The 25,710-nt window shown below is 50.5% G+C and carries 36 protein-coding genes; 5 read left to right on the forward strand and 31 right to left on the reverse strand.

The annotated features are described in order from the left end of the window. The gene (locus tag AC3RCL_RS21530; RefSeq protein WP_492531845.1) at positions 1-1,461 is read left to right on the forward strand and encodes a methyltransferase domain-containing protein; all 1,461 of its coding nucleotides are present in this window, start codon (positions 1-3) and stop codon (positions 1,459-1,461) included. Between the two features lie 90 nt (positions 1,462-1,551). Here the strand turns inward: AC3RCL_RS21530 and AC3RCL_RS21535 are convergent, their stop codons facing one another. The 6 genes from AC3RCL_RS21535 to AC3RCL_RS21560 form a co-directional block, all read right to left on the reverse strand. Further along, positions 1,552-3,687 carry an Ig-like domain-containing protein gene (locus tag AC3RCL_RS21535; protein ID WP_492531847.1) on the reverse strand — a complete coding sequence of 712 codons (2,136 nt, stop codon included), beginning with the start codon at positions 3,685-3,687 and terminating at the stop codon, positions 1,552-1,554. A gap of 153 nt (positions 3,688-3,840) precedes the next feature. Further along, positions 3,841-4,425 (reverse strand): CDP-diacylglycerol--glycerol-3-phosphate 3-phosphatidyltransferase, encoded by a 585-nt coding sequence (pgsA, locus tag AC3RCL_RS21540; RefSeq protein WP_492531849.1) that lies wholly within the window; start codon positions 4,423-4,425, stop codon positions 3,841-3,843. A 40-nt stretch (positions 4,426-4,465) separates the two neighbouring features. Beyond that, positions 4,466-4,891 (reverse strand): metallothiol transferase FosB, encoded by a 426-nt coding sequence (gene fosB / locus AC3RCL_RS21545; RefSeq protein WP_492531851.1) that lies wholly within the window; start codon positions 4,889-4,891, stop codon positions 4,466-4,468. Positions 4,892-4,909: 18 nt separating this feature from the next. Next, on the reverse strand, positions 4,910-5,584 hold the full coding sequence (locus AC3RCL_RS21550) for an HAD family hydrolase (protein WP_492531853.1): 675 nt from the start codon (positions 5,582-5,584) through the stop codon (positions 4,910-4,912). Positions 5,585-5,602: 18 nt separating this feature from the next. Continuing rightward, positions 5,603-6,115: an 8-oxo-dGTP diphosphatase gene (locus tag AC3RCL_RS21555; protein ID WP_192571191.1), complete on the reverse strand. Its 513-nt coding sequence runs from the start codon at positions 6,113-6,115 to the stop codon at positions 5,603-5,605. 190 nt (positions 6,116-6,305) lie between these two features. Beyond that, complete coding sequence (locus tag AC3RCL_RS21560; protein WP_492531855.1) at positions 6,306-7,040, reverse strand: RNA polymerase sigma factor; 735 nt, start codon at positions 7,038-7,040, stop codon at positions 6,306-6,308. Positions 7,041-7,217: 177 nt separating this feature from the next. Here AC3RCL_RS21560 and clpP point away from each other — a divergent pair, with 177 nt between their 5' ends. Beyond that, complete coding sequence (clpP, locus tag AC3RCL_RS21565) at positions 7,218-7,799, forward strand: ATP-dependent Clp endopeptidase proteolytic subunit ClpP (RefSeq protein WP_036664303.1); 582 nt, start codon at positions 7,218-7,220, stop codon at positions 7,797-7,799. 71 nt (positions 7,800-7,870) lie between these two features. Further along, complete coding sequence (locus AC3RCL_RS21570) at positions 7,871-8,083, forward strand: hypothetical protein (RefSeq protein ID WP_009590043.1); 213 nt, start codon at positions 7,871-7,873, stop codon at positions 8,081-8,083. A 32-nt stretch (positions 8,084-8,115) separates the two neighbouring features. On the opposite strand, the gene AC3RCL_RS21575 is transcribed toward AC3RCL_RS21570, so the two are convergent. The 11 genes from AC3RCL_RS21575 to AC3RCL_RS21625 form a co-directional block, all read right to left on the reverse strand. Next, positions 8,116-9,030 carry a phosphotransferase family protein gene (locus tag AC3RCL_RS21575; RefSeq protein WP_492531858.1) on the reverse strand — a complete coding sequence of 305 codons (915 nt, stop codon included), beginning with the start codon at positions 9,028-9,030 and terminating at the stop codon, positions 8,116-8,118. An 18-nt stretch (positions 9,031-9,048) separates the two neighbouring features. Continuing rightward, positions 9,049-9,315: a DinB family protein gene (locus AC3RCL_RS21580; protein WP_277746456.1), complete on the reverse strand. Its 267-nt coding sequence runs from the start codon at positions 9,313-9,315 to the stop codon at positions 9,049-9,051. Beyond that, positions 9,312-9,599, reverse strand: coding sequence for an antibiotic biosynthesis monooxygenase family protein (locus AC3RCL_RS21585; RefSeq protein ID WP_096776807.1), 288 nt, complete (start codon positions 9,597-9,599; stop codon positions 9,312-9,314). Before AC3RCL_RS21585 ends, AC3RCL_RS21580 begins: the two co-directional genes overlap by 4 nt. A gap of 43 nt (positions 9,600-9,642) precedes the next feature. Continuing rightward, positions 9,643-9,996: a DUF952 domain-containing protein gene (locus AC3RCL_RS21590; protein ID WP_192571190.1), complete on the reverse strand. Its 354-nt coding sequence runs from the start codon at positions 9,994-9,996 to the stop codon at positions 9,643-9,645. Positions 9,997-10,120: 124 nt separating this feature from the next. Then, positions 10,121-10,816: a cyanophycinase gene (locus AC3RCL_RS21595; RefSeq protein WP_492531861.1), complete on the reverse strand. Its 696-nt coding sequence runs from the start codon at positions 10,814-10,816 to the stop codon at positions 10,121-10,123. An 11-nt stretch (positions 10,817-10,827) separates the two neighbouring features. Then, entirely contained in the window at positions 10,828-11,049 is a 222-nt protein-coding gene (locus AC3RCL_RS21600; protein WP_015736480.1) for a hypothetical protein, read from the reverse strand. 256 nt (positions 11,050-11,305) lie between these two features. Then, a complete protein-coding gene (locus AC3RCL_RS21605; protein WP_492531863.1) occupies positions 11,306-11,851 on the reverse strand; it encodes an NUDIX hydrolase in 546 nt (181 codons plus the stop codon). A 38-nt stretch (positions 11,852-11,889) separates the two neighbouring features. After that, positions 11,890-12,771, reverse strand: a complete 882-nt coding sequence (locus AC3RCL_RS21610; RefSeq protein WP_492531865.1) for a GNAT family N-acetyltransferase — start codon at positions 12,769-12,771, stop codon at positions 11,890-11,892. 139 nt (positions 12,772-12,910) lie between these two features. Next, entirely contained in the window at positions 12,911-14,605 is a 1,695-nt protein-coding gene (locus AC3RCL_RS21615; protein WP_036664314.1) for a M3 family oligoendopeptidase, read from the reverse strand. A gap of 141 nt (positions 14,606-14,746) precedes the next feature. Continuing rightward, positions 14,747-15,061 (reverse strand): DMT family transporter, encoded by a 315-nt coding sequence (locus AC3RCL_RS21620; RefSeq protein ID WP_492531867.1) that lies wholly within the window; start codon positions 15,059-15,061, stop codon positions 14,747-14,749. Then, positions 15,061-15,408 carry a DMT family transporter gene (locus tag AC3RCL_RS21625; protein WP_277746461.1) on the reverse strand — a complete coding sequence of 116 codons (348 nt, stop codon included), beginning with the start codon at positions 15,406-15,408 and terminating at the stop codon, positions 15,061-15,063. Before AC3RCL_RS21625 ends, AC3RCL_RS21620 begins: the two co-directional genes overlap by 1 nt. A gap of 144 nt (positions 15,409-15,552) precedes the next feature. Between AC3RCL_RS21625 and AC3RCL_RS21630 the strand changes: the two genes are divergently transcribed. After that, positions 15,553-16,419 (forward strand): LysR family transcriptional regulator, encoded by an 867-nt coding sequence (locus AC3RCL_RS21630; RefSeq protein WP_492531869.1) that lies wholly within the window; start codon positions 15,553-15,555, stop codon positions 16,417-16,419. A gap of 155 nt (positions 16,420-16,574) precedes the next feature. Here the strand turns inward: AC3RCL_RS21630 and AC3RCL_RS21635 are convergent, their stop codons facing one another. Then, positions 16,575-17,453, reverse strand: a complete 879-nt coding sequence (locus AC3RCL_RS21635; RefSeq protein WP_492531871.1) for an HAD family hydrolase — start codon at positions 17,451-17,453, stop codon at positions 16,575-16,577. Between the two features lie 139 nt (positions 17,454-17,592). On the opposite strand from AC3RCL_RS21635, the gene AC3RCL_RS21640 reads away from it, so the two are divergent. Further along, positions 17,593-17,907: a TetR/AcrR family transcriptional regulator C-terminal domain-containing protein gene (locus AC3RCL_RS21640; protein ID WP_492531873.1), complete on the forward strand. Its 315-nt coding sequence runs from the start codon at positions 17,593-17,595 to the stop codon at positions 17,905-17,907. A 38-nt stretch (positions 17,908-17,945) separates the two neighbouring features. Here AC3RCL_RS21640 and AC3RCL_RS21645 read toward each other — a convergent pair whose 3' ends face one another. From AC3RCL_RS21645 to AC3RCL_RS21705, 13 genes are all read right to left on the reverse strand, one after another. After that, positions 17,946-18,227: a YnaG family membrane protein gene (locus tag AC3RCL_RS21645; RefSeq protein ID WP_096776817.1), complete on the reverse strand. Its 282-nt coding sequence runs from the start codon at positions 18,225-18,227 to the stop codon at positions 17,946-17,948. A 109-nt stretch (positions 18,228-18,336) separates the two neighbouring features. Next, positions 18,337-18,792, reverse strand: a complete 456-nt coding sequence (locus AC3RCL_RS21650) for an HAD family hydrolase (RefSeq protein WP_492531875.1) — start codon at positions 18,790-18,792, stop codon at positions 18,337-18,339. Continuing rightward, entirely contained in the window at positions 18,764-18,970 is a 207-nt protein-coding gene (locus AC3RCL_RS21655; RefSeq protein ID WP_492531877.1) for a hypothetical protein, read from the reverse strand. The genes AC3RCL_RS21650 and AC3RCL_RS21655 overlap by 29 nt, the downstream gene beginning before the upstream one ends. A 35-nt stretch (positions 18,971-19,005) precedes the next feature. Further along, positions 19,006-19,527 (reverse strand): hypothetical protein, encoded by a 522-nt coding sequence (locus tag AC3RCL_RS21660; protein ID WP_492531879.1) that lies wholly within the window; start codon positions 19,525-19,527, stop codon positions 19,006-19,008. Between the two features lie 59 nt (positions 19,528-19,586). Next, entirely contained in the window at positions 19,587-19,991 is a 405-nt protein-coding gene (locus tag AC3RCL_RS21665) for an RDD family protein (RefSeq protein ID WP_090908012.1), read from the reverse strand. A gap of 54 nt (positions 19,992-20,045) precedes the next feature. After that, complete coding sequence (locus tag AC3RCL_RS21670; protein ID WP_277746466.1) at positions 20,046-20,333, reverse strand: hypothetical protein; 288 nt, start codon at positions 20,331-20,333, stop codon at positions 20,046-20,048. Positions 20,334-20,572: 239 nt separating this feature from the next. Next, complete coding sequence (locus AC3RCL_RS21675) at positions 20,573-20,986, reverse strand: VanZ family protein (RefSeq protein WP_492531882.1); 414 nt, start codon at positions 20,984-20,986, stop codon at positions 20,573-20,575. 19 nt (positions 20,987-21,005) lie between these two features. Next, positions 21,006-21,482 carry an NUDIX domain-containing protein gene (locus AC3RCL_RS21680; RefSeq protein WP_096776849.1) on the reverse strand — a complete coding sequence of 159 codons (477 nt, stop codon included), beginning with the start codon at positions 21,480-21,482 and terminating at the stop codon, positions 21,006-21,008. 142 nt (positions 21,483-21,624) lie between these two features. Next, positions 21,625-22,542: a Gfo/Idh/MocA family protein gene (locus AC3RCL_RS21685; RefSeq protein WP_492531884.1), complete on the reverse strand. Its 918-nt coding sequence runs from the start codon at positions 22,540-22,542 to the stop codon at positions 21,625-21,627. A gap of 273 nt (positions 22,543-22,815) precedes the next feature. Next, complete coding sequence (locus tag AC3RCL_RS21690; protein WP_192571177.1) at positions 22,816-23,154, reverse strand: YrdB family protein; 339 nt, start codon at positions 23,152-23,154, stop codon at positions 22,816-22,818. A gap of 48 nt (positions 23,155-23,202) precedes the next feature. Continuing rightward, on the reverse strand, positions 23,203-23,646 hold the full coding sequence (locus AC3RCL_RS21695) for a DinB family protein (protein ID WP_015736499.1): 444 nt from the start codon (positions 23,644-23,646) through the stop codon (positions 23,203-23,205). Positions 23,647-23,666: 20 nt separating this feature from the next. Then, positions 23,667-24,746 carry a winged helix DNA-binding domain-containing protein gene (locus AC3RCL_RS21700; protein ID WP_492531887.1) on the reverse strand — a complete coding sequence of 360 codons (1,080 nt, stop codon included), beginning with the start codon at positions 24,744-24,746 and terminating at the stop codon, positions 23,667-23,669. Positions 24,747-24,792: 46 nt separating this feature from the next. Further along, entirely contained in the window at positions 24,793-25,581 is a 789-nt protein-coding gene (locus tag AC3RCL_RS21705; protein WP_192572590.1) for an ABC transporter ATP-binding protein, read from the reverse strand. Positions 25,582-25,710 lie beyond the last annotated feature (129 nt).

Genomic DNA, 25,710 nt, shown 5'->3' on the forward strand with positions numbered 1-25,710 from the left:
ATGCTGCCGGATGAACGCCAGAAGAAGATTTGGGATCAGCTATGGTCCCGGGAGATATCCTATCACTGGGATTCACTAAGCCAAACCATCTACGATAAGATCATGGAGGTTACAGGAGGCATCGAAGGGAAGCGAATACTCGAGGCCGGTTCCGGAACGGGCAAGATTTCGCTGCGCCTGGCTGCTGAGCATGCGGAAGTGACGCTGGTCGATTATTCCGAGAATGCGCTGTACAACAGCCGGAGCGCCTTTTACAGCGCCAAGGTTCCGGGCACCTTTGTTCTCTCCGATATTAGGGAGATGCGGCTTCCTGACCAGCACTTTGATCTAACCTGGAATGCGGGGGTGCTGGAGCATTTTGAGGAAGAAGAGCGGATCGCGATATTAAGGGAAATGAAACGGGTTACCAAGCCGGGAGGAACGATGCTGATCCTCACCCCTTTTGCGGAATGTTTGCCGTATCGTGCGGGAAAAGAAGCCGCCGAACAGCTGGGCACCTGGATGTATGGCACGGAGCATCCAGCCTCCACGCTCAGAAATCAATTTGAGCGATGCGGTATAACGTTGATCGAGGAGAGCAGCATCGGCTTTTTGGACAGTTTGGATTTTCTTGATTTCATCCGGGATTCCCAGACCGTCAAGCATTGGCTGACAATGTGGTACCATAGACTCCCTGAATACGAGAAGCGGAATGTGCCCGGATACCTGCTCGTCAGCGTTGGAACGGTCGGACCGTTACCCGAGGCTGCCGAGCGGCAATGCAGGCAGCCTTTTGATGATGATCTATCGCCTGACGAGAAACTGTCCCGTGCCCAAACGATCATCTCTTCCTATCATGCCAAGCGGAATGGGAGCCACTATCTGTCTGTTTACAAGGATGAAGAAGCCAGCTACTGGTACCCGCTGCTTCCGATCCTGGACTCGTTGCTTGTGAACCGGGGCGCCAAGGTGCTAGATATCGGCGCTGCTTACGGTACGCTGCTAATGTACAGCGTATTGTCCGGAGCTCAAGCACACGGCTTGGATCACATGGCGGATTACTGGTCCGCGGAGCTGGAACAGGACTACGGGATCCGGTGGAGCCAGTGCAATGTGGAAGCCGAGGATATTCCGGGAAACGAACGGTACGATATCGTTCTCTTTACGGAAGTGCTCGAGCATATGAACTACAATCCGATACCGGTTCTCCGCAAAATCCATGATAAACTGATGCCTGGCGGAAGCCTGCTTATTTCAACGCCTTGGAAACGGCATTTTGCACCTGCTCGTCACGATCCTGATCTCCTCGATATGCCTTACTACCGGATAGGAGACGGTTTTGTTGATGCCGAGATGAAATATTATTCGATCGATGAAATGTATGTACTCGCCGAAGCGACGAATTTTCAGGTGAAATCGCTGGAGATCTATAACGGCCATCTGCTTGCCTGGTTTCTGAGAACGCAGCAGCCTGGAATTTGACCTCATCCCGCTTTACCCAGAAAGATTCTTATGAACAGACAACAGCCCGGCTCATCTTTAGAGCCGGGCTGTTGCAGCATGCTGTTCTAACTATTTAACAGAGACGGTAATGGTTACGGTCTTCGAATTGTACTGCCCCTTAATGCGGGCGGTTCCCTTCGCGATCGCTTCAATGCGTCCGTTCGTTACTTTGGCCACGCTGGAGTTGCTGGTTGTCCACACGGCGGTGTCCCCAACACTCGTTTTTGCGCCGGTATCATATTCGGCCGTAACCGTTACGGTTTTGACGTCACCGGGCTTCAAGTTCAGTTTCTTCTCGCTGGCGATCAATTTCGTCATCTTCGGAACCACGTTAACCTTAACGGTGACTTCTTTCCCTTGGTATGAACCCGTAATCGTTGCTTTACCCTCGGCAACCGCTTTAACGGAGGTTCTGGATACCGTTGCAATCGCGGTGTCCGAAGAACTCCAATTCATCTTGGATGAGAGCGAAACCGTTTTGCCGTTGCTGTAGTAGCCTGTAACTTTAATCGATTTGGATTTCTTGATGTTGAGGTCAATATTCTCCGGGTCTACGACAAACTTAACGACTTCCTGTTCAACCACGACCGGAATCTTGACTTCTTTATTCAAGTAAGTGCCTTTCAGCGTTGTCGAGCCTTTCGTTAAGCCTTTGATCGTACCGTCTTTAATGACAGCCGCAGATCCTGTCAGCGACCATTCGATGGAAGAGGTCACATCGCTCTCTTCGCCATCCTCGAATACGGCATTTACTTTCGGCAGCGCGTTGCTTCTGCCTATAACCAGCTGATACTCCTCTACATCCGGCAGCAGCACCAGCACTTTTTCGTTAACCGTAACCGGCAGCGTCGCTACTTCTCTGGAACCGATCTTACCGGTGATTGTTGCTGTGCCGGCATCGATACCTTTGATTTTGCCGTCTTCGGTCGTTACCACGTTCTCATCGCTCGAAGTCCAGGTTACCGCGCTGCTGAAATCCTCTTCCTCGTCGTCCAGAAGCGTTCCCGTCACTTTAGGGAAGGATTTGGATTCGTCTTTCAGCACATCCACCTTTGTGTCCTCTGTTTCAAACTTGGTTACCGTCGGATAAACCTTAACGGTAAATTCTTTGCTGATTCCGAGGTAACTCACCTTGATGGTGGAGGTTCCCTTAGCTCTTGCTGTGATCACGCCACCGTTGACGGATACCGCCAGCGGATTGGATGAGGTCCATTCCCCGGCCACGTCGACGGATTGGGAAGCCGCATTACGAACCTTGGCTTTTACCGTAATCGAATCATTCATAAACATAACCGGATTCTTGACGAAATCCGTCTGATCCAGTATCAAAGCTTCATATGGATTGCGCACATACACATCCAGCTTGGCAGTCGAACCCAGATAGCTCACGCTGATCGTGGATTTACCCAATGCCACCGGCTTCAGCTTGCCATCTTCAACCGTTGCTACGGAAGTGTTGGACGATTTCAACTCTATCTTGTCCGTTACGTCCGTACCTGCATCGGTCTCCGACTGCTTGGCGAATACTTTAAGATCCACAGGCGCATCACCGACTAGCAGCTCCTGATCCTCGCCCGGAACGATCGCAAGCTTTTGGTAAGGAGCGACGACTTTGACTGTAAAGGAAGCCTTGAGCCCTTTGTAATCCGCAGTCACGGTTGCGCTGCCCAGACCTACGAGGGTCAGTTCCCCTTTGCTTACTTTCACTACGCTGTCATCGGAAGTGGTCCACTTCGCTTCCGTTGTCACGTCGTTCGTTCCGTCAGCCAGTGCTTTAACAGTTAAACCTTCCGTTCCAAGCTTATGCTCCACTTTATCCGGCTGATCCAGCTTGAACTCGTCGATGGCAAATTTGACGTCGACATCAATCGTTTTGATTGCGCCTTTGTATTTTGCCGTAATACGGGCCGTCCCCTTCTCCAGCGGAATAATGAGACCGCCGTCAACCTTTACGATCCTCGTGTTGGAAGAAGTCCACGTCGTCTCATTGGTTACGTCCTTCTTCGTGGAAGATCCTTCAATGTTAGCCAATACGCGAAGTTGTTCCGTTGTTTCATTAACGGTTAAGTAAATTTTGCTCTCGTTCGTATCAAATTCAATCGATGTTACGTCCCCGGAGGCGGCGAATACGCTGGTTGGAAAAACCATCGCCAACATCATCACAACGACAAGAAAAATCTTCGTTGTCTTTCTGTTTAAGCTCATTTATTTCTCTCCTTTGTACCTTCTGTCTCGCAGGCTTTTATTCCAGTCTATCTGTATATCGACAGTCCCGGCTCAAATCGTTACCTTCCGAGCCCAAAATGGGCACAAAGTAGGATATTTTCCCATCTTCGGCTGTTCAAAAAAATCTACTCTTCAGCTAAGTTTAATGAGTTTAACGTTGTTCACCAAATAATGGATGCCTGAGTAAATCGTTAAGGCTACTGCCGCAACCATGAGCATTTCGTCCACTTGGACCATTCTGATGAACGTAAAAGGAGCGTTATCCAGCAACACGGCCGCTATGGCTGTGACTTGAAGCACCATTTTCAGTTTGCCGAGTCTATCAGCGGACAAAGCGATTCCCTGCTCGGAGGCGACCATCCGAAGTCCCGTAATGACGAACTCCCGGGCGATGATGGCAACGGCGATCCAAGTCGCAACCATGCCGGATTGAACCATCATGATTAAGGCGACCGATATGAGCAGTTTATCTGCGAGCGGGTCCAGCAATTTTCCAAGGTTCGTGATTTGGTTCAATTTCCGTGCTATGTAACCGTCCAGCTTGTCCGTAGCCGATGCAAGAATGAACACGCCCAGCGCGATGTAGGTTCCATAAGCATGAATGAATCCGAAGAAGGGGCTGTTCTCGGTCAACCATAGTGGATACTCGGCAAAAAACAAAATAAATACGGGAATCAATAACATCCTGGCTATCGTTATGCGGTTGGCAAGGTTCATCGTCTCATCTCCCCTGGAATTGGAATCGTTCCTCTCCCAACTACTCGGTATTGTAAAAGATCATATGCTCTTTGTCCGTTCGGTAATAGTCCAGTCTGTCCTGCAATCCGCCCGTATGAAACTCGAACATGTGGCCGTCCGGATCCAGGAAGTAAATCGACTTCTTATCCTTCTCGTCCCTTGCCCTACCTGGCAAAATCTCCACTTGGAGCGATTGAAGGCGAAGCAGCGTCGGTTCCACATCCTGCTCATCGATGGTAAATGCAATATGCGTATAGGTTCTGTTTGCCGTGCTTCGGTCCACGTCTTCTTCGTTTAGAGCAATCCACAGCCCGTTCAAATCGAAATAAGCCAGCTTTCGCCCTCTGACCAGAAGCTTGGCTCCAAACACGTCCCTGTAAAAATCAATGGACCGTCCCAAGTGCGAAACTGAAAAGCAGAGATGGTTAATGGCCTGCAGATTCATTGTTCGGCGGCTCCCTTTCTATATAGATTCAATGATGTCCAGCACATGCAGCGGTTGACGGATCTTCTCATACCCGCTCTCCATAAACGTATTGTACCAATAGGCGTGATATGGCCTTAATCCGGCACTCCCCGCGCCTCTCAGCTCATCTGAACCGCCGTCCCCGATAAACAGGGCATCCTCCGGTCTTACGGATAAGCGCTCACAAGCCAAGCGATAGATTTCTGCATTCGGCTTGGCTACCCCTACCTGATAAGAGAAGATAACGTCATCGAAGTAGGGGGCCAATCCGCTCTGGCCAAAAGAAACCACCTCTTCTTCCGAGCAATTGCTGATCAAGCCCAGCCTCAGTCCCCGTTCACGCAGAAGTTCCAGCAGCCTGCAGATCTCCTTCGAGATTGTTTGGAAAGGAATTTTCTTCTCGCCGACTCTCGACTGATATAGGAATTCCACGTGTTCCTGAGGATAGGGCAAACTGCGAGAATCCAGAATGTCACGGATCACCGAATGATAGTCGGGAAAATGCCCATTCATTCTTCGCTCCGAACAAGTGCTCCACTCCTGTTTAAACTCCGCGTCCGAAAGCCCGAGTCTATCCATGTAGTCATAGGATCTCTTGGATACCCGCTTGCCGTCTGCGAACTCCGTGATTAACGTCTCATATAAATCGAAGAACACCGCCTTGACCGCCATGCCGCAACGCTCCCTTCGTTAATCGGCGAGACCTGCCGCCTGTGGTATTCTTGCAGGATACCGCCTGACCATTTCCTCCAGAACGTGTCCTGTCTGCTCATCCCATATCTCGCTTAATTCAAATGTCCCCTCTTCGAAAAACAAAGGAAACCTTCGTTTAAACCAATCCTGCATGGGCAGTTTCAACGCCTCTTCGCGATCCACCCATAACAGCTCCCCTTCGGGAGGATGCTCCAGCAGCTCCCCTTCAAAGGAAGTGGCCAAATAATTAAATACCATGTACCGAAGCCCCGTATTCGGTTCACAGGATTCTTCAAGGCCTTTATAGATGATGTCCTTCACAATCAAGCCGGTTTCCTCCCGAACCTCCCGAATGGCTCCGTTTACAATGCTTTCCGGAAAATCCACCTTGCCGCCGGGGGCAATATATCCGGGGAATCCTTTGTCATCCGGTCTGTTCATCAGCAAAATTCTGCTTCCGTCTTGGATCATGCACATGGTGTACAGCTTCACTTCGGTCTGCAACCTCATCCCTCATTCCTGTCCGATCTGCTTGGTTATAGTATACATCCCCAAGGGCTGGAAGACGATACGATGGACGGAGATTCATGTATATCGGTTGTCCCTATTCACCGGTTGTTAATCCTCGTCAAAAAAGGCCGGAGCAGCTTCTGCTCCGGCCTTAACGGCCATGTATGATCCACCTGGTCGAATCTTCGCTTTACGCGGCCATTCGCATGTCGGCCGAATACCCGCCATACATCATATAACTCGCGGTCGGCGATTGAACCTCCATCGGAGCCATGCTTCCAATGGCCGATGCCCCGCTGCTGTTCCATTGAATCAGCCTAACGACAGCTTCGACATCCCCGGATTGGTATGCCTCTGCCAATGCCTGAAGATTCAGGGTCATCTCTGCCTCTTCGGGCATAGCCAATCCAAGCTCCTCTTCCTCCGGGTTCAACGATTGCAGCACCTTTTGAGCTCGATGAAGGGCCGCTTTTACCGCTCCGTCTGTCGTTTGCAGCATATTCGCGGTTTCCGAAATGGAATATTCGTACACCTCACGGAGCAGCAGCACCGTTCGCTGCAGAGGCGACAAATGTTCCATCAGCCATTGAAAGGCGAACTCGATGTTCAGCTTGCTGTCCTCGTTCGAGGCTTCTTCTTTAGGCAATACGTGTTCCAGCTTCTCATCCAGAATTCGTCGGTAGGTCTGATCCCGGCGGACCCGGTCAATCCATGTGTTCTTGGCGATCCGAAGCAGGAGAGCTTCGGGATTGGCATGGCTCCGCTGCCGCAAATGCTCCAGCGCCTTGATCCATGTGTCCTGCACCAGATCATCGGAATCCCATGAGGAGTTTGTAAGGGACAGACAATACCTGTGCAGGGCAGCATTCAGCTCCGCCAGGCCCTGGTCGGCCGCCGTGGTGGCGCTCAGTCGATAGATCGTCATCGGAATCCAACTCCTTTCCACATCTCGGTAGGATATCTTATAGGTAAACGAATGAAGCGTGCTTTTCGTTACTCGGTCATCAAAAATATATTTCATGGTTTCTTTCGTATCTTTTGCAGTTGTATCTTCGTTTACTTGCTGAATCACGAAAACCTTATGAAGATGGAGGATGAAACCATGAATATTGTTCCTTATGTTGTTGAGCAAACCAACCGTGGCGAACGATCATACGATATTTATTCCCGACTGCTGAAGGATCGGATCGTCTTTGTGGGCGCAGCCATCGATGACGCCATCGCAAACAGCATTATCGCGCAGCTGTTGTTTCTTGCGGCCGAGGACCCTGAGAAGGATATCCACATGTACATCAACAGTCCGGGCGGCTCGGTATCCGCGGGCTTTGGCATTTACGATACCATGCAGATTATCAAACCTCAAGTCAACACCATCTGCACGGGATTCGCCGCGTCATACGGTGCGATCCTGCTGCTGGCCGGCGCCAAAGGCAAGCGCCTCGCTCTGCCGAACAGCGAAATTATGATCCATCAGCCGCTGGGCGGTGTACAGGGGCAGGCCACCGATATCGCCATTACGGCGAAACGCATCCTGAAAACCCGTGAGAAGCTGGCGCATATTATATCCGAGCGCACAGGTCAGTCCGTCGAACGCGTCGAAAAGGATATGGAGCGGGATTATTTTATGTCGGCGGAAGAAGCGAAGGAATATGGGATCATTGACGACATCGTCACCAAACTGTGACGCTATCCGATGAATGCCCATGATCCGTTTAGCCCCGATACTCTATTTTATTCACAAGGAGTGAACCGTATATGCTGAAAAATTTGCTGAATCAGGAAGTGAGCATCTATTTTACGGATGGAAGTTATGTGCGGAACGGCACGCTGGAGGAAGTAGGCGAACAATTCATCCGATACAAAGATGAATACGAGATGCTGTATGTACCGTTAACCGCGATCCGCTACGTTTCGGTGAATACCAAGGAACGGGACAAACCGAGAGTGGGATTTGCGCCAACTTCTTGATAAGACAACAAGAACCGCATGGGCTCTTAAGCTCATGCGGTTCTGTTTGCATCATGCTTTATTTTGTCTACTATGAATGAAACCATACGCTGTTTGCAGGCCTCGTTCCGCTCCCTCTGATGATAGCCGATAAAAGCCAGCGCATGTACGACGGAATAAAAATCAATCAGTGCCCGCTGTTCCCGGTCCGCTCCCCAATGCCTGAATAACGCCTCCACGTAGGCCATTCCCCGGTCTCCGATATCAGAGACCACCGCCGTTTGGGTGAGGGCGATCATGTACAGCGGGTCTCCATAACAGACCCAATCGAAATCCACGATACCTTGCAGCGTGCCATCGGACACAATCACGTTCTTGATCGTGAGATCATCCAGGAAACAGACAGGCTCTATCCGGTCGAAATCAGGCTCGTATCGCCGCTTGATGTACTGCAAATGAACGATGATGTCCGGGGCAACCTCACCGGTTATGTTGCCGATATGATCGCGGATATCACGATCGATGATCTCCGACCAGGATGTAAAAGGCCCCTGCTCTCCGATCGGAACCCATCCGAATCCGGTGCCCAAGGGAAGCTCGGACACCTTGCGCTGGAAAACGATGATCTGTCCGGCGAGATCGTCCAATTGTTCATCCGTCATGCCCTCAAGCTCATATCGCAGATCACGGCCCGGAACATGCTCCAGCATCATGTATGCATAGGGGACCTTCTGAAGGGACACATCCGTTCGAATCACGCTCGGTACCGGCAAGCCCAGCGATGTTAGGATCGCTATGTTGTTTGCAGTATGCTTCAGGACGTCGGGCTTGCGATTGGTTCGGAGAATGATTTGCCGGTCCGGAAATGTTACGCTGTACACCTGATTGGTATGGCCGAATGACATGGGCTCGACCTTAAACGGCAGAATGCCGTATACCTCTGTCATCAACTCTTCGACGTTCAACATGAACACCTGCCTTAACGGTTATTGATTCGCCTCCCGGATACGTCCCAGCTGTCTGATATGCCGGGTCTCGTGTATCGCTATAAAATGGGCCCATTGTTCAGCATTCAGCTCGAATCCATACGGGTGAGGATCGTGCAGATCATTCGTATTTCGCTCAGCCAGCTTCGTTATGATCTGCTTCGTTGTTTCCCGTACTCGATTCAGCTTATCCATCGTTTCATCATAAGATAATATACCGGTGGGCATGGCTTGTTCAGGGGCTTTAAAAATAATGCTTCGATTCACACCTCTTCATAATGTTCTACAACAGGGAACGGATCGTAAAAGTGATGCAGCCGTTGTTTCCAGTCCTGATATTCCGCGGATTCCCGAAAACCTATCGTGTGATCCTCCAGGGTCTCCCATTTCACGAGCAGAATGTACTTATGATCATCTTCCAAACAACGCTTCAGCTCATGATGGATGTAGCCCTTCATCTTCGAGATAATTCCTGACGCGACTTGGAAATTCCGTTCAAAATCCGACGTTTGTCCTTGCTTTACCTGCAGCATGGCGACTTCGAGTATCATACATGCCTCCTCCTGTGGATTATGTTAAGGTATGACGGCCTTTCTATCCTTTATACTCAAGCTCAGGAGAAGCCTGGAACGCAAAAGCGCCGTCCTTATCCGCCTCCAAACGATAAACCTTCCGGACCGCATTCAGGTTTAACCCGCCATAAATATGCGGATACAGCTGATTCAGCTCATATAAATCCTCAAATATGATCTCCGCGTCCACCTGATCTTCTTGAATCCCCAGAACGATCAGATCGGTTCTGCCAGTGTACATTGTGTTAGCTACGCCGCTGACTTGCGCCTCGGTCGAGCAGTGAATAAATCGGTCAGTCTGCAGGCTTGGCGGCTCGTACATGTCCTTGCCTTGCGCTTCCATCCATGCTTGCTTCGAAATAATATGATAGATCATTCCGTCCAATCTCCTCCGTCTATTTTCCGTTTATCTTGACACACTTGCGATAGAAAAACCAGATCCCCGATACGTTATTTCAAGGTGACCTTCTTTTCGGATGAACTATAAAAGAAGACATCCTTCAAGATGTCCTCTTCACAATCGAATATCGGTCCTCGTCAAAATCCTCGTAGGTTACGGTGTAGACGGATTCCCCCAACGAGGACGCCAGCTGTCCATTGATAAAAACGGCGCATGCCTGCTCATCAATGCCGATGCCGTAACGCACTTTCCTTGTTTTCATTCCTTGCAGCAGGTTGGACTGGTCGTCCCACTCCGTATAATGAACGCTGATCAAGACATTCGAGAACAGCCCTACGCCTTGCTTAAACATCATGATGCCTTGTTCATTATCAAGCGGGGATATCAGGCATGTCTCCGGAAGAATTAGGGCACCTGCCGAATTGCCAGCAATCGGAACGCCGTTCTCGTAGCGGTCGATTAACAGCTCTTTAAAAGGCCCCGTCGCGTAATAGTGATGGTATTTCTCCGTGTTGCCCCCGCCAATAAATATTCCCGTGGCCCATGACAGTACCTGTTCAGCTTGTTCCATGTCCAGATTCCCGTCTTCATCGGGAACGATCACGCTCACGTTCTGGGTCATTCCCGCTTCAGTCCACATCTGCTGAAACAACGGAACATACTCCTCCCAGCCCGGCCGGTTCATGATGCATAACGCAATCCTGGCATGAGAACCGCCCGCTTGCTCTAGAAACCGTCGATTCGCTTCGGCTTGAAATGAATGACCGCCAAGCAAAAATAGATATCGATCCTTCAAGATATCCCCCCTTACTTTTTCTTTCCCGAATCCCGTTTGTAAACAGAGTACAGCAGTACGGATATAAAATAGATCGGCAGCAGGATGATGCCAATCACGGCGCTTAACAGAACGATGGACAGTTGGCCGCGCTCAGCGATATCGTCATAATTCATATAACCGTATACAATCCAGACCAGCCAAACCAACGTAACGGCATAACCTATTTTATAAGGTAATCTCACAGCATCCATCACATCCTAGAAGTTGTTTGGATTTCGGGGAGTTTGAGACCATGTGCTATGGAGTCAAGCTGGTAATCAGCCAGAATAATGAATCTCCGGCAGCTACCAACCGATCTATGGGCCTTGCTTCTCCCTATAATGGTGACATCCCCATGCAGGAGGATGGAAGGGACGTCATCGGTCAGCTCGATCTTGCTCATGCATGTCGGATGGATGTAAGGCAGATCCCACAACCGATCCTCCCTACCTAGTGAGTCATCGTCAATTACTCTAAGCGGTCACCTTGTCGTATGGTATATGCCAGCTTGTAAAGATCCGCGATATCCTGCCTGCCCGTCTCCTCCAATCGTCTTACGGCTACCTCCAGATCAACCGCCTCCACTGCGATGACCTGCTCCCCATCCTCGGGATTCAGCGGCTCCCCAACGATGCGTACATCCCCGTACCCAACCAATCGGACAAATTGAGGATGGGGAATATGCGGCCGATAAGGCGTCTTGTTGCTGGACTCGCAGCGAAACTGGCCAAAGACCCGGTATGACTCGAGTTCTGCGCCAAGCTCCTCCCTTACTTCCCGCCGGAGTCCCTCGATATAAGACTCGCCAGGCTCCAGGGTTCCGCCAGGAAGCTCCCAGCTGCCGTCCGCTATCTGAAAAATAACGCAGCGTTCCCCGGCGAATGGAATAATCGTGACATTGCTGACCATCGATTCTTCGAAATCTTCACCAAGTGCAAACCGGGCTCGCACCACGCCCCAATGGATATCGTTCGATAGGGCCGGATACAGCGTTAGATCCGTGCTTTTTCTCATAAGCGTAATTCCTCCAGCCTTGCAGATATTCATACAACCTATGTAGCGTTGTATTCGCGGACCATGAGCACCTGCTCTATCGAGCTGGCGAACCCAAGCGCCTCCAGCACATCCACCAATTCCTTATGCGAAGCCCGGATATTGAATGCGGATCGCTTGCAAGTGGAACCAGGCTGCATCATCTCGAGCGCGGTTGCCTTCAACACGGCTTGGGCATCCCGGTAACCAGGAGCGGCTTCGCAGCGGAACAGCGTGATCGCCTGCAAACGGCCCGCAGCATCGAACGCCCGCTTAAACAAACCGTAGCCCACAAGTTCTTCCCCTTCATAAACAAGCACGCACTCGCCATCCTTGATACTGGCAGCGTCTGTCTGCCAGACTTCGCCGGATCGATAGAAGTCTGCGGAGGCAGCCTCCGCGGCTAGGCCTCTGACCAACGTAAACGGAGTCGATGCATTATGATGATCCTGCGTCTCTAACGATTGATCATTTGTCATGATGAGCAGCCGGTCGATAATTTCATATCCAACGCTTTCATAAAGGCCAATCGCGGCCGCATTCGTGCTGATCGCCTCTAAATAGGCACGACGCACGCCTTGCTCCTTATAGAGGTCGTCGTTTTTCTCCATCATGGATTTGCCGATCCCTTTGCCCCGGAAATCCGGAGCTATTGCCGTCCCTCCGTTACGCGCAATGGATTCGCCGCGATCCAATCGAAAGCTGTTCATGACGATGCCGGCGGGTACGCCATCCACGTAACAAGCGAGTGAGCGCTCCAGACATAAAGCGTCATTCCCGATCCGGGCAATGAAGCGGTCCAGCGGCATGGAAGCGTTCACCATGTAGCCTTCAAACGAGAGATTCCAAAGCTCGGATACTTCCCGGATCGGAAGCTCGCTTAACGGTTTGTACGTAATCATGGTCTTTATTCCTCCTGGTTTATGGGCATTAAAAAGTGAGTCGCGTTTTGAGATGCTCACTATGAAAAACATGCAGGAAACACCTGAGTATGTACCCACTCGTGTGCTCCTGCATGTCTTTGCATAACTTATTTACGATTTAAAGAGCTGTATCGTCCACGCTGTCCAGCCAAGCTTCGATGCTGCCGATGACGGAAGTGACGCAGCCATCCTCGAATGGAGAGATCAGTCCTGCGACCTTCACCAATTCAGTGAAGGATTTGCTTCCGCCTTGACGGCACAGGTGCAGATAATCCGCCCATGCCGCGGATTGGTCCTCGTGCATCTTCTTCCAGAATTGGAATGCACAGATTTGAGCCAGCGTATAGTCGATATAATAGAACGGCGAATTGAAGATATGTCCTTGTTTATGCCAGAAGCCGCCTTGCTCCAGATACGCATTATCATCATAGTTCCGGTGCGGCAGATATTTCCGCTCGATCTCGCGCCATGCCTGTTTCCGTTCCGCCGGCGTAGCATCCGGATTCTCGTAAACGAAGTGCTGGAATTCATCAACCGTTACCCCGTAAGGAATGAAGATGAGTCCGCTCGCCAGATGGTCGAAGCGGTATTTATCCGCCTCGTCCTCGAAGAAGCGGTCCATCCACGGCCAAGTGAAGAATTCCATGCTCATGGAATGGATTTCGCATGCCTCATAAGTCGGGAATCCATACTCCGGCACCTCGAAACCTCTGCTCTCGTACACTTGGAACGCATGACCGGCTTCGTGCGTCAGCACGTCAATATCGCCGGAAGTCCCGTTGAAGTTGGAGAAGATAAACGGTGCGCCGTACTCGCTGATATAGGTACAGTATCCGCCGCTCTGCTTGCCTTTTTTGGCAACCAGGTCCATAAGGCCGTTCTCCTGCATGAAGGTGAAGAACTCGTGAGTTTCCGGAGACAATTCCTCGTACATCTTCGCGCCGTTGTTCACGATCCAATCCGGGTCGCCCTTCGGCGTGGCATTCCCCGATTTGAAGGAAAAATTCTCGTCGTAGTACAGCAGTTGGTCCACATCGATCCGCTTCTGCTGACGTTCTTTCAGCTTGGACGCAACCGGAACGATATGCTCGAGCACCTGGTTACGGAAATTAGCCACCATCTCCGCATTGTAATCCGTGCGGGCCATGCGGGCATAACCCAGCTCCACGTAATTGTTGAAGCCAAGCTTCTTGGCAATCTTGGTTCTCACCTTGACCAGATCATCATAGATGCGGTCGAAGGTGGCTTCGTTCTCGGCCATGAAACCGCTGGAAGCCTCCATTGCGCGTTTGCGCATATCGCGATCCGTCGATTGCTGGAACGGAATCAGCTGCGACAGGGTGCGTTCTTCGCCTTCGAACTGGATTTTTGCAGAAGCGATCAGCTTCGCATATTCCGTGGTCAGCTTGTTCTCCTGCTGCAAATCCTCGATGATCTCAGGGCTGAAGGTTTTGAGCGATAACTCTGCCAGCTGGAACAGCTGCCGTCCCCATTTGTCCTCCAGCTGGGCTCTGAATTTCGAATCCACGAGGGCGCGGTAATAATCCGTTATGTATTCCTGGATGACCGGTCCGTTCTCGTCGAAGAAATCCTGCTCTGCCTTATAGAACTCGTCGTTCGTATCAATCGAGTGACGGATGTACACCAGTTGGCTCAGGGTATCCATCTCGCTGCGAAGTTTGTTAATACGGGTCATCGCCTCATCCTGTTCCTCGTACGTGCCGGCGGAGGTGAAGGCGTTCAGTTGTTCCTTGAACTTTTGCTCAAAAGCTTTTACGTCGGGGCGTTCATAGCGATACTCGCTGAATTTCATAAGATACACCTGTCCTTTCCAAAATAAAAAATGCATCCTGGCGTTTGATCACATGGCTTCAAATCACCAAACTATATGTAAATTCTATATACAAATCCGAATATCCTTCACAGTCTATGAAATTCTGTACGCCCCGACTGGTTACGTCATAATCTTAAGTCCGATGGCTGAAGCAAGAATCAAAGCGATGAAGAACATACGACGCCATTCCTTCGGTTCTCCGAACGCAAACATCCCCAGCAGCGTGCTGCCTGCCGTCCCCATTCCCGTCCAAATCGCGTAGGCGGTTCCCATGGAAATGAAATTCATCGCATACGTCAGCAGCAGGAAACTGGAGCCAAGCGAACAGGCTAAAAAAACGTAGGAACCCAAGCTGCGATGCAGGGTTACCCGTCTTAAGGCAATGACACCCAGTACCTCGCACAACCCGGCTGCAGTCAGAGCGATCCATTCCATTAGACGCCACGCTCCTTCGCTTGACGATCCGTATCCTTCGTGACCAGCTTAAGCCCCAGCACGCCTGCGGCCAGCATTGCAATCAGTAGGAGCTTGACGGGATTCGCTTCCTCGCCAAACACGAGAATCTCCACCAGCACCGTGCCGGCTGTGCCGAGTCCCGTGAAGATCACATAGACCGTGCCGATGGGAAGCTTCGCCGCGGAGTCCAAAAAAACTTTAAAACTGAATACGATCGATGCGATGGTGATGACCCACTGCCACCATACATCAGAATGTTTTAAACCGGATACCCAGACAACCTCCAGCGCTCCCGCCAATAATAAGAGCCACCATGCCTTCTTCATCCTCCAACATCCCTTCCACTCTGTATTTGTTTAAATCGGTTTATAATGTCGTTGTGATTGTAATCCAAATTTGGCATGCTGTATAATGATCATTAATAATGATGCCATCATTTTTAGTGATGTCTGAAGGAGAGGAGTGTTGGCATGGAGCTTACTGATCTAAGGGTTTTTCTCAGGATTGCGGAGGAAGGTAACATCACCCGCGCCGCGGAGCAGCTTGGGTATGTGCAGTCGAATGTAACGGCACGGGTCAAAAAACTGGAGAATGAATTGGGGGTTCCCTTGTTTAACAGGCACTCCAATGGAGTCACCTTGACGGAGAAAGGGCGTATGTTCCTGGACTATGCGTGTACCATCATCAACCTGACCGAAGAAGCAGTGAGAACCGTGCAGGAACAGCCGTATCCAAGCGGTTCATTAGCCATTGGCGTCGTGGACACGGTTCATTGCGGGCACTTCATTCAATCCTTGTCCGACTATCAAACCAAGTACCCTGACGTCACGCTGTCCCTGTTGACCGGCAGCTCCTCGGAGCTGATTACTCAAGTTCTGAACTATCAGCTGGACGGGGCTTTTGTGACAGGAACCATTCCGCCGAAGCTGGTAGCCGATTATATAGAAGAGGATGAAGTCATGCTGTTGACCAAATCCAAAGAGCAGCCCTTTCCCGATCTTGCGGTAACCAAATGGGCCGTAGCCCCCGCGGGATGCCCGTTTCGAAGCGCTCTTGAAGCATGGTTGCTGAGCGAAGGCATTCCGCTAACCAATATGATCGAGGTCTCCTCGTTGGAAACCCAGCTCAGCATCGTGCGGTCAGGACTTGCGGCTGCGCTGCTCCCCAGCTCCGTCTTAAGCGGAGAATATGCCAATCTGGGCAGCTACTCGATCCCGGAAGCCTTCCGGCACACCTCGATAAGCCTGGTCCGGCGCAACGACCGGTTCAGGAACAAGGCGTTATCCGCTTTTGCCGAGCTGGTTAAGGTCAATTTTGAGATGAAGGGAAGATCATGAGTTATAAATAACGACGGAGGTCTGAACATCACGCTGAGATTTAACCAGCCGTGAGATGCAGGCGATAGTTCCTCTTGAACAAACCGTCCGGCCGTTGAAATGTTTCGTAATGTTCTTCTCAAGCCTAATCAATATTCCCTGCAGCTAAAAGCTCCTCATGGTCCTCCCAGTGTGGATATAATCGTATGCTCTCCCGCCAGTTCCATCTGCTGCTCGATATAATGCGCCACGCCATCCAGCTCATTCGAGTCGATAATATGATCAGCCAGCTGCTGGATTGTCTCGTGCGCATTCCGGACCGCGATCCGGGTGCCTCCGGCCTCGAACAAGCCGACATCATTGATGTGGTCGCCGAACACCACCGTGTTCTCCAGATCAATCCCCATGTGGGCGGACCATAACTGGAGGCCGTCTCTTTTGTTTGCTTTGGCATGGCTGAATTCGAGGAAATAGTGGTTGCGAATGTAATAATCCGGCATCATATGAGCATGAATCACGTCGCCGTATAACGTCGTCACCTCTTGACGAATCGGCTCCAATTCTTCATGTAATCCGATGTAGGTAAGGGCTAAAGTGCGATAATCCGGCGGACAGTTCAAATTATTCACTTCCAGGAACCTCGGATCATGGGGGCGACCGGCGTAGAAAGACATCTCTCCCTCTCTGCGCAGCGTCTCATGCAGAACACGCTCCCGCTGGTCCTTATCGAGCGAGAAATAAAAGGGTGTAATGCCGTGCTTTTTCCCAACGCCGATAATCTCATTCGAAATGTCGCGCTCCAGCCAGTATCCATCCACAACGGTTTGATTCGACCCGTCATATATCAAAGCGCCGTTATATAGAATCACGGGGTATTTCCACGGGATATCCGAAACGACGCTTTGAGCGCTAATATAACCGCGGGCAGTCGCATACGTGACGATCAAGTCCCGCTCCAATGCATCCGTGACAACGTTCATCGTATAGGGTGATAAGGTTTGATCCGATCGCAGAAGCGTCCCGTCGAGATCCGTAATATATGCTCTTTTTTTCATAGTGAAGCAGTCCTCCTTCGCCGTCCGGTATGTGACAAAACCCAGCCTTAGAATAGCTCATGCCAAGACTGGGCCATACGTGTGAGTTAGACGTCTTCCATGATTATACAACTTCCGGGATGAAGATGGTAAAGCTTAATTGCTTATTTCGCTTCAATACGCGTTTATTTCTGAGCCAGGTCTGTTAGCGCAGCATCGGGAAGGCTTCACCGCTCGGAATGAAGGCCCCCACCGGGCAAATGAAGCCGTTGAATCCTATTTGCTCGAGGAGCAGCGAATCGGGAGAGTATCGGAGTTTGTTAACCCGAGATCCGCTGCGGACAAGCTGCTGGGAAGCTGCTATCAATATGCTTTTCAATTAAACTTCCTAGGCCTCCCCTTGTCCGATGAAGAGCAGAATGAGTATGTACATCGGGTGTTGGATACATTGTTTGCAGGCATTGGGAACGAATGAACGGAGAGCAGGCATGACTTGCCCTTTCTTTGGTAACCTTACACACCGAGAATCAGGTATCCCAGTGTCATGTATAGAAAAAGAAATAATAGCAGTACGGAATGCCCTACAACGGCTGTGATACCGGTTCGTGATAGTTCACCACGAGTCATGCTAATGAGTGCCAACAGAATCCCCACGGGCGACAACAGAAGAATCGACGCATACGACAGTCCCTGTAAGGGACTGCCTGCCTCCGGCGGAAACATGAAGCTGTACAGCGTGAACAAGGTGATGCAGATAAATAATGTCAGAGACACATGGGACAAATACCATCTCATCACGTAACCTCGGCCAGCATGCCCGACAGAATGCCGGCTCTGCGAACGACCTCATTCTTTTGAGGAATTTCCCTTATAAAACTCAGCATAGGGTTGGCACCTCCGAAAATTATTTAGTGATATGCGGCTGAAGATACCCCAAAACTTCTTGTATGTCCTGAATCTCGGCAAACGGAAAAACTCCCATGCGGTTCATTTTGGCGATGTCCCCACGATATGCGATAAACGGAATTCCGGCACTCTCGGAGGCCTTGCCGTCCACCCAGGCATCTCCGACAGACAGCCATTCCTCCGGCGATGTATGGTGAAAATGCCTCAGCACCGCCATATATCCATCCGGTGCAGGCTTTAATAAGCCCATGGCTTCCCTGCCGACAATGAGATCGAAGTAATGAGCAATCCGGTTCTCTTCGAGTGCAGTCATCGCTGCTTCCACCGCGTTATTCGTCACGATAGCAAGATGCAGCTGTCCATGTAATTGCTGGACGAGCTCCATAGCTCCATCTTCAAGTTTTGCTCCCATCATCCCTTGGATCTCAAGTTCCTTGGCGATATCCCACATCATGCAGCTCAGCTCTTCCGACAGCTGCCCCCGTATTCATGGCTTCAGCGATGACGGTCGAGGTGGTATGGGTGTCCATGGATAGGCCGGGGGGCAGAATGCTATGACTGCACAAAAAGGCATAGATGTCTCTTTTCATCGCTCCAAAATCAATGCTGGAATGCAGCAGCGTATTATCCATATCAAAGACAATCCCTTTTATTTTAAACTCGATATCTAATCAACTCCCGTCATGGTAACGCCATGAATGGCTGCTCCGCTAGGTAATCCTGATTTGCGTATGGCGACCAAGGATGTGACGCTTGCCTGGCCGGGGTAACCCTCTGTCCCATCATCCTCATAAGAAGATAAAGTGATGTATAGATGATTCTTTTGATCCCCTATCTTTTGGTCGGTCATCTTCAAGGATGCAATCCGAAAACCTTTTGCTGAAGGAAGCTGCCCCCCGCTGACCAACAGATAAATTTCCTGATCCGTTTCCTTAAGCACCCATCCTCCCGGAGCCCTATTTATGCCGTCATCATAAAGCTGTTGAATATCCGGATCAAGGTGCTCAACCGAACGGTGCTCCCAGGTGAATTCCGGAGCCGTTTTGGTATATAGGAGCTGCGTGTACGGAACTTGCATGTATTTGATCTCAGCGGCTTTGCGGGCTTCCTCCGTCAAAGTTTGTGCTTCATTGAAATCATTACTTCTCTGTCCATGGCACCCAACCATCAATAACATGGTAGCAATCATGGTGAGCATTAGCCTTCTGCTAATACTTACTCGCATATCCTTGTTAACCCCTTCATTCCCTAATCATATACAACTTCCGTACCGGCGATAAAATCGTGCAGCGAACGCTTATCCTCGCGCAGCGCAACCATAAAAATGCTCACAATAAGCCCGATTCCTAACGTTAACGCGTATACGATACCGGCCACGAGATTGCGAAGCAGCATCGTCCCGAGGCCCGGCGGCTCAAGAAAATCGAATTTGCGGATACGAATGCCGCACATGCGCTTACCGATCGTATACCCATTCCAATACACCGGCACCAGGATACCGTATAAACCGAATATCAAGTTACTGATCGGCTCATTCTCATAATTCCCCGTGATAAGTCCAGCTATGATCGTTAGCGGAAGCGACACAATAAGTCCATCCAGAATGTTGGCCCCTAGCCTGATCCAAAAGCCGGCCACTTGGTTATCGGTCATCACGACTCCCCCTTGAATTCACTCCATACTCAAAAAAGACTTCCTGCCGACACTTCATTTGTTATTAGGCGGATCGAATTCCTTCCAGTTCTTCTTGATCTTATTCAAATCTTCCGAATTCCATTTGCCGATGCTCGGACCTAAGAAACACAAGATGCCGACAATCAGACTGATCCAGCTTAATACCAGCGGGCCTTTGCCTACATAGGTCAACATCGAATCAAACATCTCTTTGCTCCACGACGTCAAGTTGGATCCGAATATGGCAGCTGCCAGATACCGGACAGCATACAAGAACACCGAAATGCAGATAAATATCATACCCATCACTTTATGGTTCATAGAACGCCTCTTTCCACACAACATTTTCCAAATCCCTGATATCATTGTAAGCTTCGGTTCCCGATCGAACAATAGTTTTTCCACTTTTCCCCATTCCGTTGTCGTCATATCAAGGAGTAAATAACCTTTACACGCAACAACATTCGCCACATAAAAGAAAGGAATGACTTCCTACGTTGTAGTGAAGCCATTCCTTTCTGCTTGATATACAATATTGTGCCGTTGGCCGGATTATGCAGCTATCCGCTCCTCCATTTCCTGACGACCCCCAGCAAACCATAACCAAGGGTAACGCCGATCGAGTTCAACATAAAATCATCTACATCCAGACTGCCCCGCCTTGAGATCAACTGTATCATTTCGAGCAAGAATAACCCGGCCAAAAAGAAACCCAGTATTTTACGGAAGCCCACCCGAAATGCAAGCGGAATCAGCACTCCAAAGGGTATAAACACAGTGATATTTCCAACTATATTGATCAAGGAGTCCATCCCGCGAATGGGAAAATAACTGGCCATCGTCGAGAATGGCACCAGGTTGTAACTGTATTCCGGTTTCTTTATCCTTCCGAATCCCCAGAACATCCAGTAAGACAACAACATCGTATAGCCGAGAAGGAGAATGCGGGCAGTTAATCTTATATGGGATTTCATTTCAGGTCTCTCCAGCAATTTACGAATATTTGTCCAAGACAAAATCCTCGATCATTTCAATATTTCTGCGATCCATAGCGTACTGTCTGATGTGTTTCTTAATATTCGGATACAAAATAATGTCGTCCAGCTGCTCGAGCGGTATCCATTTCACATCGGTTTGATTCGGATCTGGCACGGCCGGAAGCTTCGGAAATGACCCTTCAAGCGGATAACATTCGAACACGATGTATAACGTATGGATGCCCGATATGTTATCTCTGGACTGTTTATGCGGAGCATACTCGTACACGAATGCAACAGGCCCCACCTGCGCCTCCAGCGTGGTTTCCTCACGCAATTCCCTCAAGGCTCCCTCCACGATCGACTCCCCTGGCTCGGCCCCGCCCCCTGGTAAATTATAATGCAATCCGTTCTCATCTACATACTCGACTAATAACACAGACTCATCCCTCAGAACCAAGGCTGTGGGTCTCACCCGAATGTGATACGTCATCATAACCACCTCTCCCGGCTTACAAAAAACGGCCGAACGTACTTGATCTGTCTATCATACAATCAACGCGGCCGATATGGAAATATGATGCATCCTTTCCTCAGTATATCGCTAGTCAGTATATCCCGTGTTTGTTCTGCTATCATTCACTTCGATCGCTATCATCCAGTCTCACGTTTTCTCCCGTTGCGCGGGAAACATTCGCCGCCTCCAAAAAACGAACGATCTCCAGCGTTTCGGATAAGGGAACATCGGAAACCCCCGTCGTGAACATCTTCATGATTTGATCCAGCAGACTGGCATAATAGGGCTTGGGGTGCTCCATGATGTCCACGAAGCTGCTGGCCTCCGCGCGATGAACGGTCAACCCGAAGCGGTCGTTGCCTGCCCGATTGCCCCGTATCGTTCCGATCCTCCCGTCATTCCAAACCGCCGTTAACACCTCGTGCAGCTCCGTTGCGGCTACATGGACGCTTACGCATCCGGGTCCGAGAACACGGTACAGCATTTCAGCCGCATGTATGCCGTACCAGAAAAATCCCGGCTGCGTAGGTTGAAGGGGAAGCGGTCCTGCGCAATCCACGCCAATGATATTATCCGCCCCGCCCCGAGCCAATTCATCCTGTAATCCTTGCGCATACCGGAGAGACGAGCAACTCATAACGGTCACCTGATATTGCTCCGCCAATTCGGCAATTTCCCTTGCGTCCTTACTGCTCACCGCAAACGGCTTATCAATAAATACCTGTTTGCAATAAGGAGCAATCGCGCGAAATAAAGACAGATGCGACCTTCCGTCCACCGCTTCCAGCATGACGGCATCGACCTGTTTGGCCACGTCTTCCGGACTCTCCAATATCTCCGTTCCCCATGCCGCGAGTTCCTTTGTATATCCGTCCACTCGGTTTATGCTCAGCTCAAAGTCCGGCGACCCTCCGGGAAATGCCGCCGTCACCCGTGCACCCGGAACGTGATATGCATGCGCCTTGTCATGGAGCATTTTCGCGAAAATGGAAACATGGGATGTATCCAAACCAATCATACCGATCTTCATATTCATAAGTTCATTCTCCTTTACCTTCAGCATTTTAGATGATCACGCTGATTTTCCACTCACTACATTACTGAGGATATCCAGCTGCCGGACATAGGCTTTTCTTTCAACCATCATATCATCCTGTTCGACTAAAGGACGTGACTTTAAATCGTCTTTTATCCTGCACCTGGATCCAATACAAAAAGACCGCCTCCATCTGTCAACCAGATGAGGGGCCGTCTTTCGCATGAGCTTATAAATGTGTTATGCAATTGCATAATGCGCACTTTCAATATACTATGGCTGCATCCTCCACTTGATCACGAAGAAGCGGTTGGCCATAGCCACGATAGCGAACACGATGGCAAAGGTTATTAAACCAGAGTCGATCAGGCAAGCAACCGCGGTCGCAAAAATGAAGAATTCAATAAGCAGCACGACGGCAAGCGGCAGCTTGACCCTTGCCTTCGGCGATATGGTCATGCCCCAGATGACGGCTGCCAGCAGCGGCAATCCGATCCCGAGAACTGCCTGTGCCAAGAGCCCAGTGCCATAATGGAAGCCCCAGTAACCTATCGAAAATAACAGAATCAATTCCAACATAAATCGGAGGGCGAGATTCAGTACTTTGAACATGGAGGGACACCTTCCGTTTCAGTCATGCGCTTATTTTTACCGCAGGCATCAAAGCTCGATTTGCTCCAAATGATGGATCAGGTGATCAACATAATCGTTAAACAACCACTCCAGCGTGACCTCCGTTTTATCGGGCAGCACGCATTTCTTCTGGAAGTCGGATGAATCGGCTCTTTGCATGACCCGCAGAATCATCCGGTTAACCTGCTGCCACAGTGCCAGGACATCCGATTGATCATATCGATTCTGGTAATCGTTCACCCGGACCCAATCGTTCTGCGCGTAACCTTGAATCGCGATAGGGTAATCCGACACCAATATTTTTACAAACCGGATATGGTTATTGACCGCCGAATCGCACAGATGGCCCAGGATCTCCTTCTTGGACCATTTATCAGGCGTAAGCTTCAGATTGAATTCCACCTCGTCGATTGCCGTTACAATCTCCGTTACTTCAGAGATCAAGGATTCCAGCTTCATAATGGATTCCATGCGTTATTCCTCCTTCTCGTTCATGATTCTATTCGTGTAATCGGCAGGCCCATGAAATCACTGTAATGCTTAGCCGCCTCCCAAAACGCCTCTTTTCGATCGCCAAGCGGCGAGAACGGGCTTAACGTGATTTCGATGCCGCTGCGCTTGATCTCCCGCTTCCAGATACCGACCACTTCTCCCCCTGCGACCATGATGGGTTGGAAAACCCCGTTGCGAAAGGGAGCGATTTTGGCATCATGCTCTGACTCAATAATTGCGCTGCGATCCTTGTACCCCAAGTAATATTCATCAAAACCCGGAAGCAGAACCGCCGAATCCGTATCAGCGGACGCGGATGGCCCAGCAACAGAGCTCCAGTATTCCGTGCCGTTGACAACATCTAAACGAAGATTGGATCGGACGGCCTCAAAGCCTCGTTTAGCTTCTGTCAGCGTTAATCCGACCCACCATGCAAAATCCTGGACCGTTGCAGGCCCATGACCTGTAAAATAGCGGAGCGCAAGCTCCGCCAGCGATTCTTCTAGCGATAGCTCCCTTGAATTCGGGACCCACTCGTCGAGCAGCACGAAGCTTTGCTGTTTGCCTTCATGCGGGCCGAAACAGATCATGCCGGTCCGCCCCAAATATCCGAGAATGTAATAGCCGCGCCCATTCTTGGTGCTGATCCCCGCTTCCTCCAGCAGCTCCATCAGTTTGGGACGGGATACGGGTGAACAGCCTCTCAGCGCGTTGCCAATGATCGTACGGCATTGATGGAGCGTACCTTCGTCAAGCTCAAGTTCGGCCTGCTTCTTCTTATCATTCGTGTGCAACCGCGATGCCGTCAGCTTCAGCATCCACTTGGCATCCTCCGCAGGCACGAAGAAAATCGTTCCACGCATCGGCCAAGTCAGCACGATTTTGCGATCGATCACGGCCTGCTCCACATCGGATATCTTGGCGGACTGCGTACGGAGACCGATTCCCCATACCGCTTGGTGGTAATCCTGTGCCTGAACAGCGCCTAATTCTCTTACTGCTTCTACCGGGCTCACATGCTTCATCCCTGTTATGCGCTGATTGTAGAGCCGTTGATTCGCTATGGTTTGGCTTAGCACATCTATCCACTCTCCCAGGCCATGAATATTGTCGGACGCAAAGCTTCTATTTCAAGTCCGGAATGGACATCCATGCCCGATCATTCTGCCAGCTCACCTCGACCGGCGTCTCAAAGAACGAGGTCAAATTGTCGCTGGTCAGCATGTCCCGGGAACGTCCCTTTCCGAAGACGGTGCCCCGGCGGATGAGCAAGGAGTGCGAGAAAATCGGCAGAATTTCTTCGATATGATGCGTAACGAACAGCAAGGTCGGCGCATCGGGCTTTGAAGCCAGTGCCGTAATGCTGGACAGCAGCGCTTCCCTCGATAGAAAATCCAGTCCGTTGCAGGCCTCGTCCAGTATCAACAGCCTTGGCGAAGCCATGAGGGCCCGGGCGATCAGCAGCTTCTGCTTCTCCCCTTGCGAACAAGTTTCATATGTACGCCCCAGCAGATGAATACAATTAAAATCCTTCATCAGCTGCTCGGCCCGTTCCCGGTCTGCTTCATCCACCTTCTGATACAGTCCGATCGAGGCGTGTTTGCCGCTAATCACGACGTCCAGCGTGGATTCGCTCGGGCGGATTCTTTCCTGCAGCGAGGAGCTGACCCAGCCTATCGATTTACGCAGTTCTCTTAAATCCACCCTGCCAAAGCGATGCCCGAGCACCGAAACCGTGCCGCTGGTCGGCCAGATGTAACCGTTAATCATATTCAAAATGGTTGTCTTCCCGGAGCCGTTCAGTCCGAGCACCGCCCAATGCTCCCCTTGCTGCACGGTCCAATCCACGCCTGTAAGAACGGTCTTTTGCTCCCGTCTCCAGGTTACGTCATTCAGTTCAATCATCGTGCTCATTGCCGCTCCCTCTCCTTCTTCAATCTGCTGCGCCATTTCGTTTCTCTTTTCAAGGATTATACCAGCAATTACATATTCCTCAATAGGGAGATGAAACCCCGCCTTGTGATCCGCCTACGACTTGGAATC

Source organism: Paenibacillus sp. MT86, assembly GCF_058792535.1.

What these genes read in the sequence shown, in the direction of transcription:
- AC3RCL_RS21530 (WP_492531845.1), top strand. Translation starts at nt 1, where the DNA reads ATGCTGCCGGATGAACGCCAGAAGAAGATTTGGGATCAGCTATGGTCC.
- AC3RCL_RS21535 (WP_492531847.1), bottom strand. Translation starts at nt 3,687, where the DNA reads ATGAGCTTAAACAGAAAGACAACGAAGATTTTTCTTGTCGTTGTGATG.
- pgsA (WP_492531849.1), bottom strand. Translation starts at nt 4,425, where the DNA reads ATGAACCTTGCCAACCGCATAACGATAGCCAGGATGTTATTGATTCCC.
- fosB (WP_492531851.1), bottom strand. Translation starts at nt 4,891, where the DNA reads ATGAATCTGCAGGCCATTAACCATCTCTGCTTTTCAGTTTCGCACTTG.
- AC3RCL_RS21550 (WP_492531853.1), bottom strand. Translation starts at nt 5,584, where the DNA reads ATGGCGGTCAAGGCGGTGTTCTTCGATTTATATGAGACGTTAATCACG.
- AC3RCL_RS21555 (WP_192571191.1), bottom strand. Translation starts at nt 6,115, where the DNA reads ATGAGGTTGCAGACCGAAGTGAAGCTGTACACCATGTGCATGATCCAA.
- AC3RCL_RS21560 (WP_492531855.1), bottom strand. Translation starts at nt 7,040, where the DNA reads ATGACGATCTATCGACTGAGCGCCACCACGGCGGCCGACCAGGGCCTG.
- clpP (WP_036664303.1), top strand. Translation starts at nt 7,218, where the DNA reads ATGAATATTGTTCCTTATGTTGTTGAGCAAACCAACCGTGGCGAACGA.
- AC3RCL_RS21570 (WP_009590043.1), top strand. Translation starts at nt 7,871, where the DNA reads ATGCTGAAAAATTTGCTGAATCAGGAAGTGAGCATCTATTTTACGGAT.
- AC3RCL_RS21575 (WP_492531858.1), bottom strand. Translation starts at nt 9,030, where the DNA reads ATGTTGAACGTCGAAGAGTTGATGACAGAGGTATACGGCATTCTGCCG.
- AC3RCL_RS21585 (WP_096776807.1), bottom strand. Translation starts at nt 9,599, where the DNA reads ATGATACTCGAAGTCGCCATGCTGCAGGTAAAGCAAGGACAAACGTCG.
- AC3RCL_RS21590 (WP_192571190.1), bottom strand. Translation starts at nt 9,996, where the DNA reads ATGATCTATCATATTATTTCGAAGCAAGCATGGATGGAAGCGCAAGGC.
- AC3RCL_RS21600 (WP_015736480.1), bottom strand. Translation starts at nt 11,049, where the DNA reads ATGGATGCTGTGAGATTACCTTATAAAATAGGTTATGCCGTTACGTTG.
- AC3RCL_RS21605 (WP_492531863.1), bottom strand. Translation starts at nt 11,851, where the DNA reads ATGAGAAAAAGCACGGATCTAACGCTGTATCCGGCCCTATCGAACGAT.
- AC3RCL_RS21610 (WP_492531865.1), bottom strand. Translation starts at nt 12,771, where the DNA reads ATGATTACGTACAAACCGTTAAGCGAGCTTCCGATCCGGGAAGTATCC.
- AC3RCL_RS21615 (WP_036664314.1), bottom strand. Translation starts at nt 14,605, where the DNA reads ATGAAATTCAGCGAGTATCGCTATGAACGCCCCGACGTAAAAGCTTTT.
- AC3RCL_RS21620 (WP_492531867.1), bottom strand. Translation starts at nt 15,061, where the DNA reads ATGGAATGGATCGCTCTGACTGCAGCCGGGTTGTGCGAGGTACTGGGT.
- AC3RCL_RS21625 (WP_277746461.1), bottom strand. Translation starts at nt 15,408, where the DNA reads ATGAAGAAGGCATGGTGGCTCTTATTATTGGCGGGAGCGCTGGAGGTT.
- AC3RCL_RS21630 (WP_492531869.1), top strand. Translation starts at nt 15,553, where the DNA reads ATGGAGCTTACTGATCTAAGGGTTTTTCTCAGGATTGCGGAGGAAGGT.
- AC3RCL_RS21635 (WP_492531871.1), bottom strand. Translation starts at nt 17,453, where the DNA reads ATGAAAAAAAGAGCATATATTACGGATCTCGACGGGACGCTTCTGCGA.
- AC3RCL_RS21645 (WP_096776817.1), bottom strand. Translation starts at nt 18,227, where the DNA reads ATGAGATGGTATTTGTCCCATGTGTCTCTGACATTATTTATCTGCATC.
- AC3RCL_RS21650 (WP_492531875.1), bottom strand. Translation starts at nt 18,792, where the DNA reads ATGATGTGGGATATCGCCAAGGAACTTGAGATCCAAGGGATGATGGGA.
- AC3RCL_RS21655 (WP_492531877.1), bottom strand. Translation starts at nt 18,970, where the DNA reads ATGGATAATACGCTGCTGCATTCCAGCATTGATTTTGGAGCGATGAAA.
- AC3RCL_RS21660 (WP_492531879.1), bottom strand. Translation starts at nt 19,527, where the DNA reads ATGATTGCTACCATGTTATTGATGGTTGGGTGCCATGGACAGAGAAGT.
- AC3RCL_RS21665 (WP_090908012.1), bottom strand. Translation starts at nt 19,991, where the DNA reads ATGACCGATAACCAAGTGGCCGGCTTTTGGATCAGGCTAGGGGCCAAC.
- AC3RCL_RS21670 (WP_277746466.1), bottom strand. Translation starts at nt 20,333, where the DNA reads ATGAACCATAAAGTGATGGGTATGATATTTATCTGCATTTCGGTGTTC.
- AC3RCL_RS21675 (WP_492531882.1), bottom strand. Translation starts at nt 20,986, where the DNA reads ATGAAATCCCATATAAGATTAACTGCCCGCATTCTCCTTCTCGGCTAT.
- AC3RCL_RS21680 (WP_096776849.1), bottom strand. Translation starts at nt 21,482, where the DNA reads ATGACGTATCACATTCGGGTGAGACCCACAGCCTTGGTTCTGAGGGAT.
- AC3RCL_RS21685 (WP_492531884.1), bottom strand. Translation starts at nt 22,542, where the DNA reads ATGAATATGAAGATCGGTATGATTGGTTTGGATACATCCCATGTTTCC.
- AC3RCL_RS21690 (WP_192571177.1), bottom strand. Translation starts at nt 23,154, where the DNA reads ATGTTCAAAGTACTGAATCTCGCCCTCCGATTTATGTTGGAATTGATT.
- AC3RCL_RS21695 (WP_015736499.1), bottom strand. Translation starts at nt 23,646, where the DNA reads ATGGAATCCATTATGAAGCTGGAATCCTTGATCTCTGAAGTAACGGAG.
- AC3RCL_RS21705 (WP_192572590.1), bottom strand. Translation starts at nt 25,581, where the DNA reads ATGAGCACGATGATTGAACTGAATGACGTAACCTGGAGACGGGAGCAA.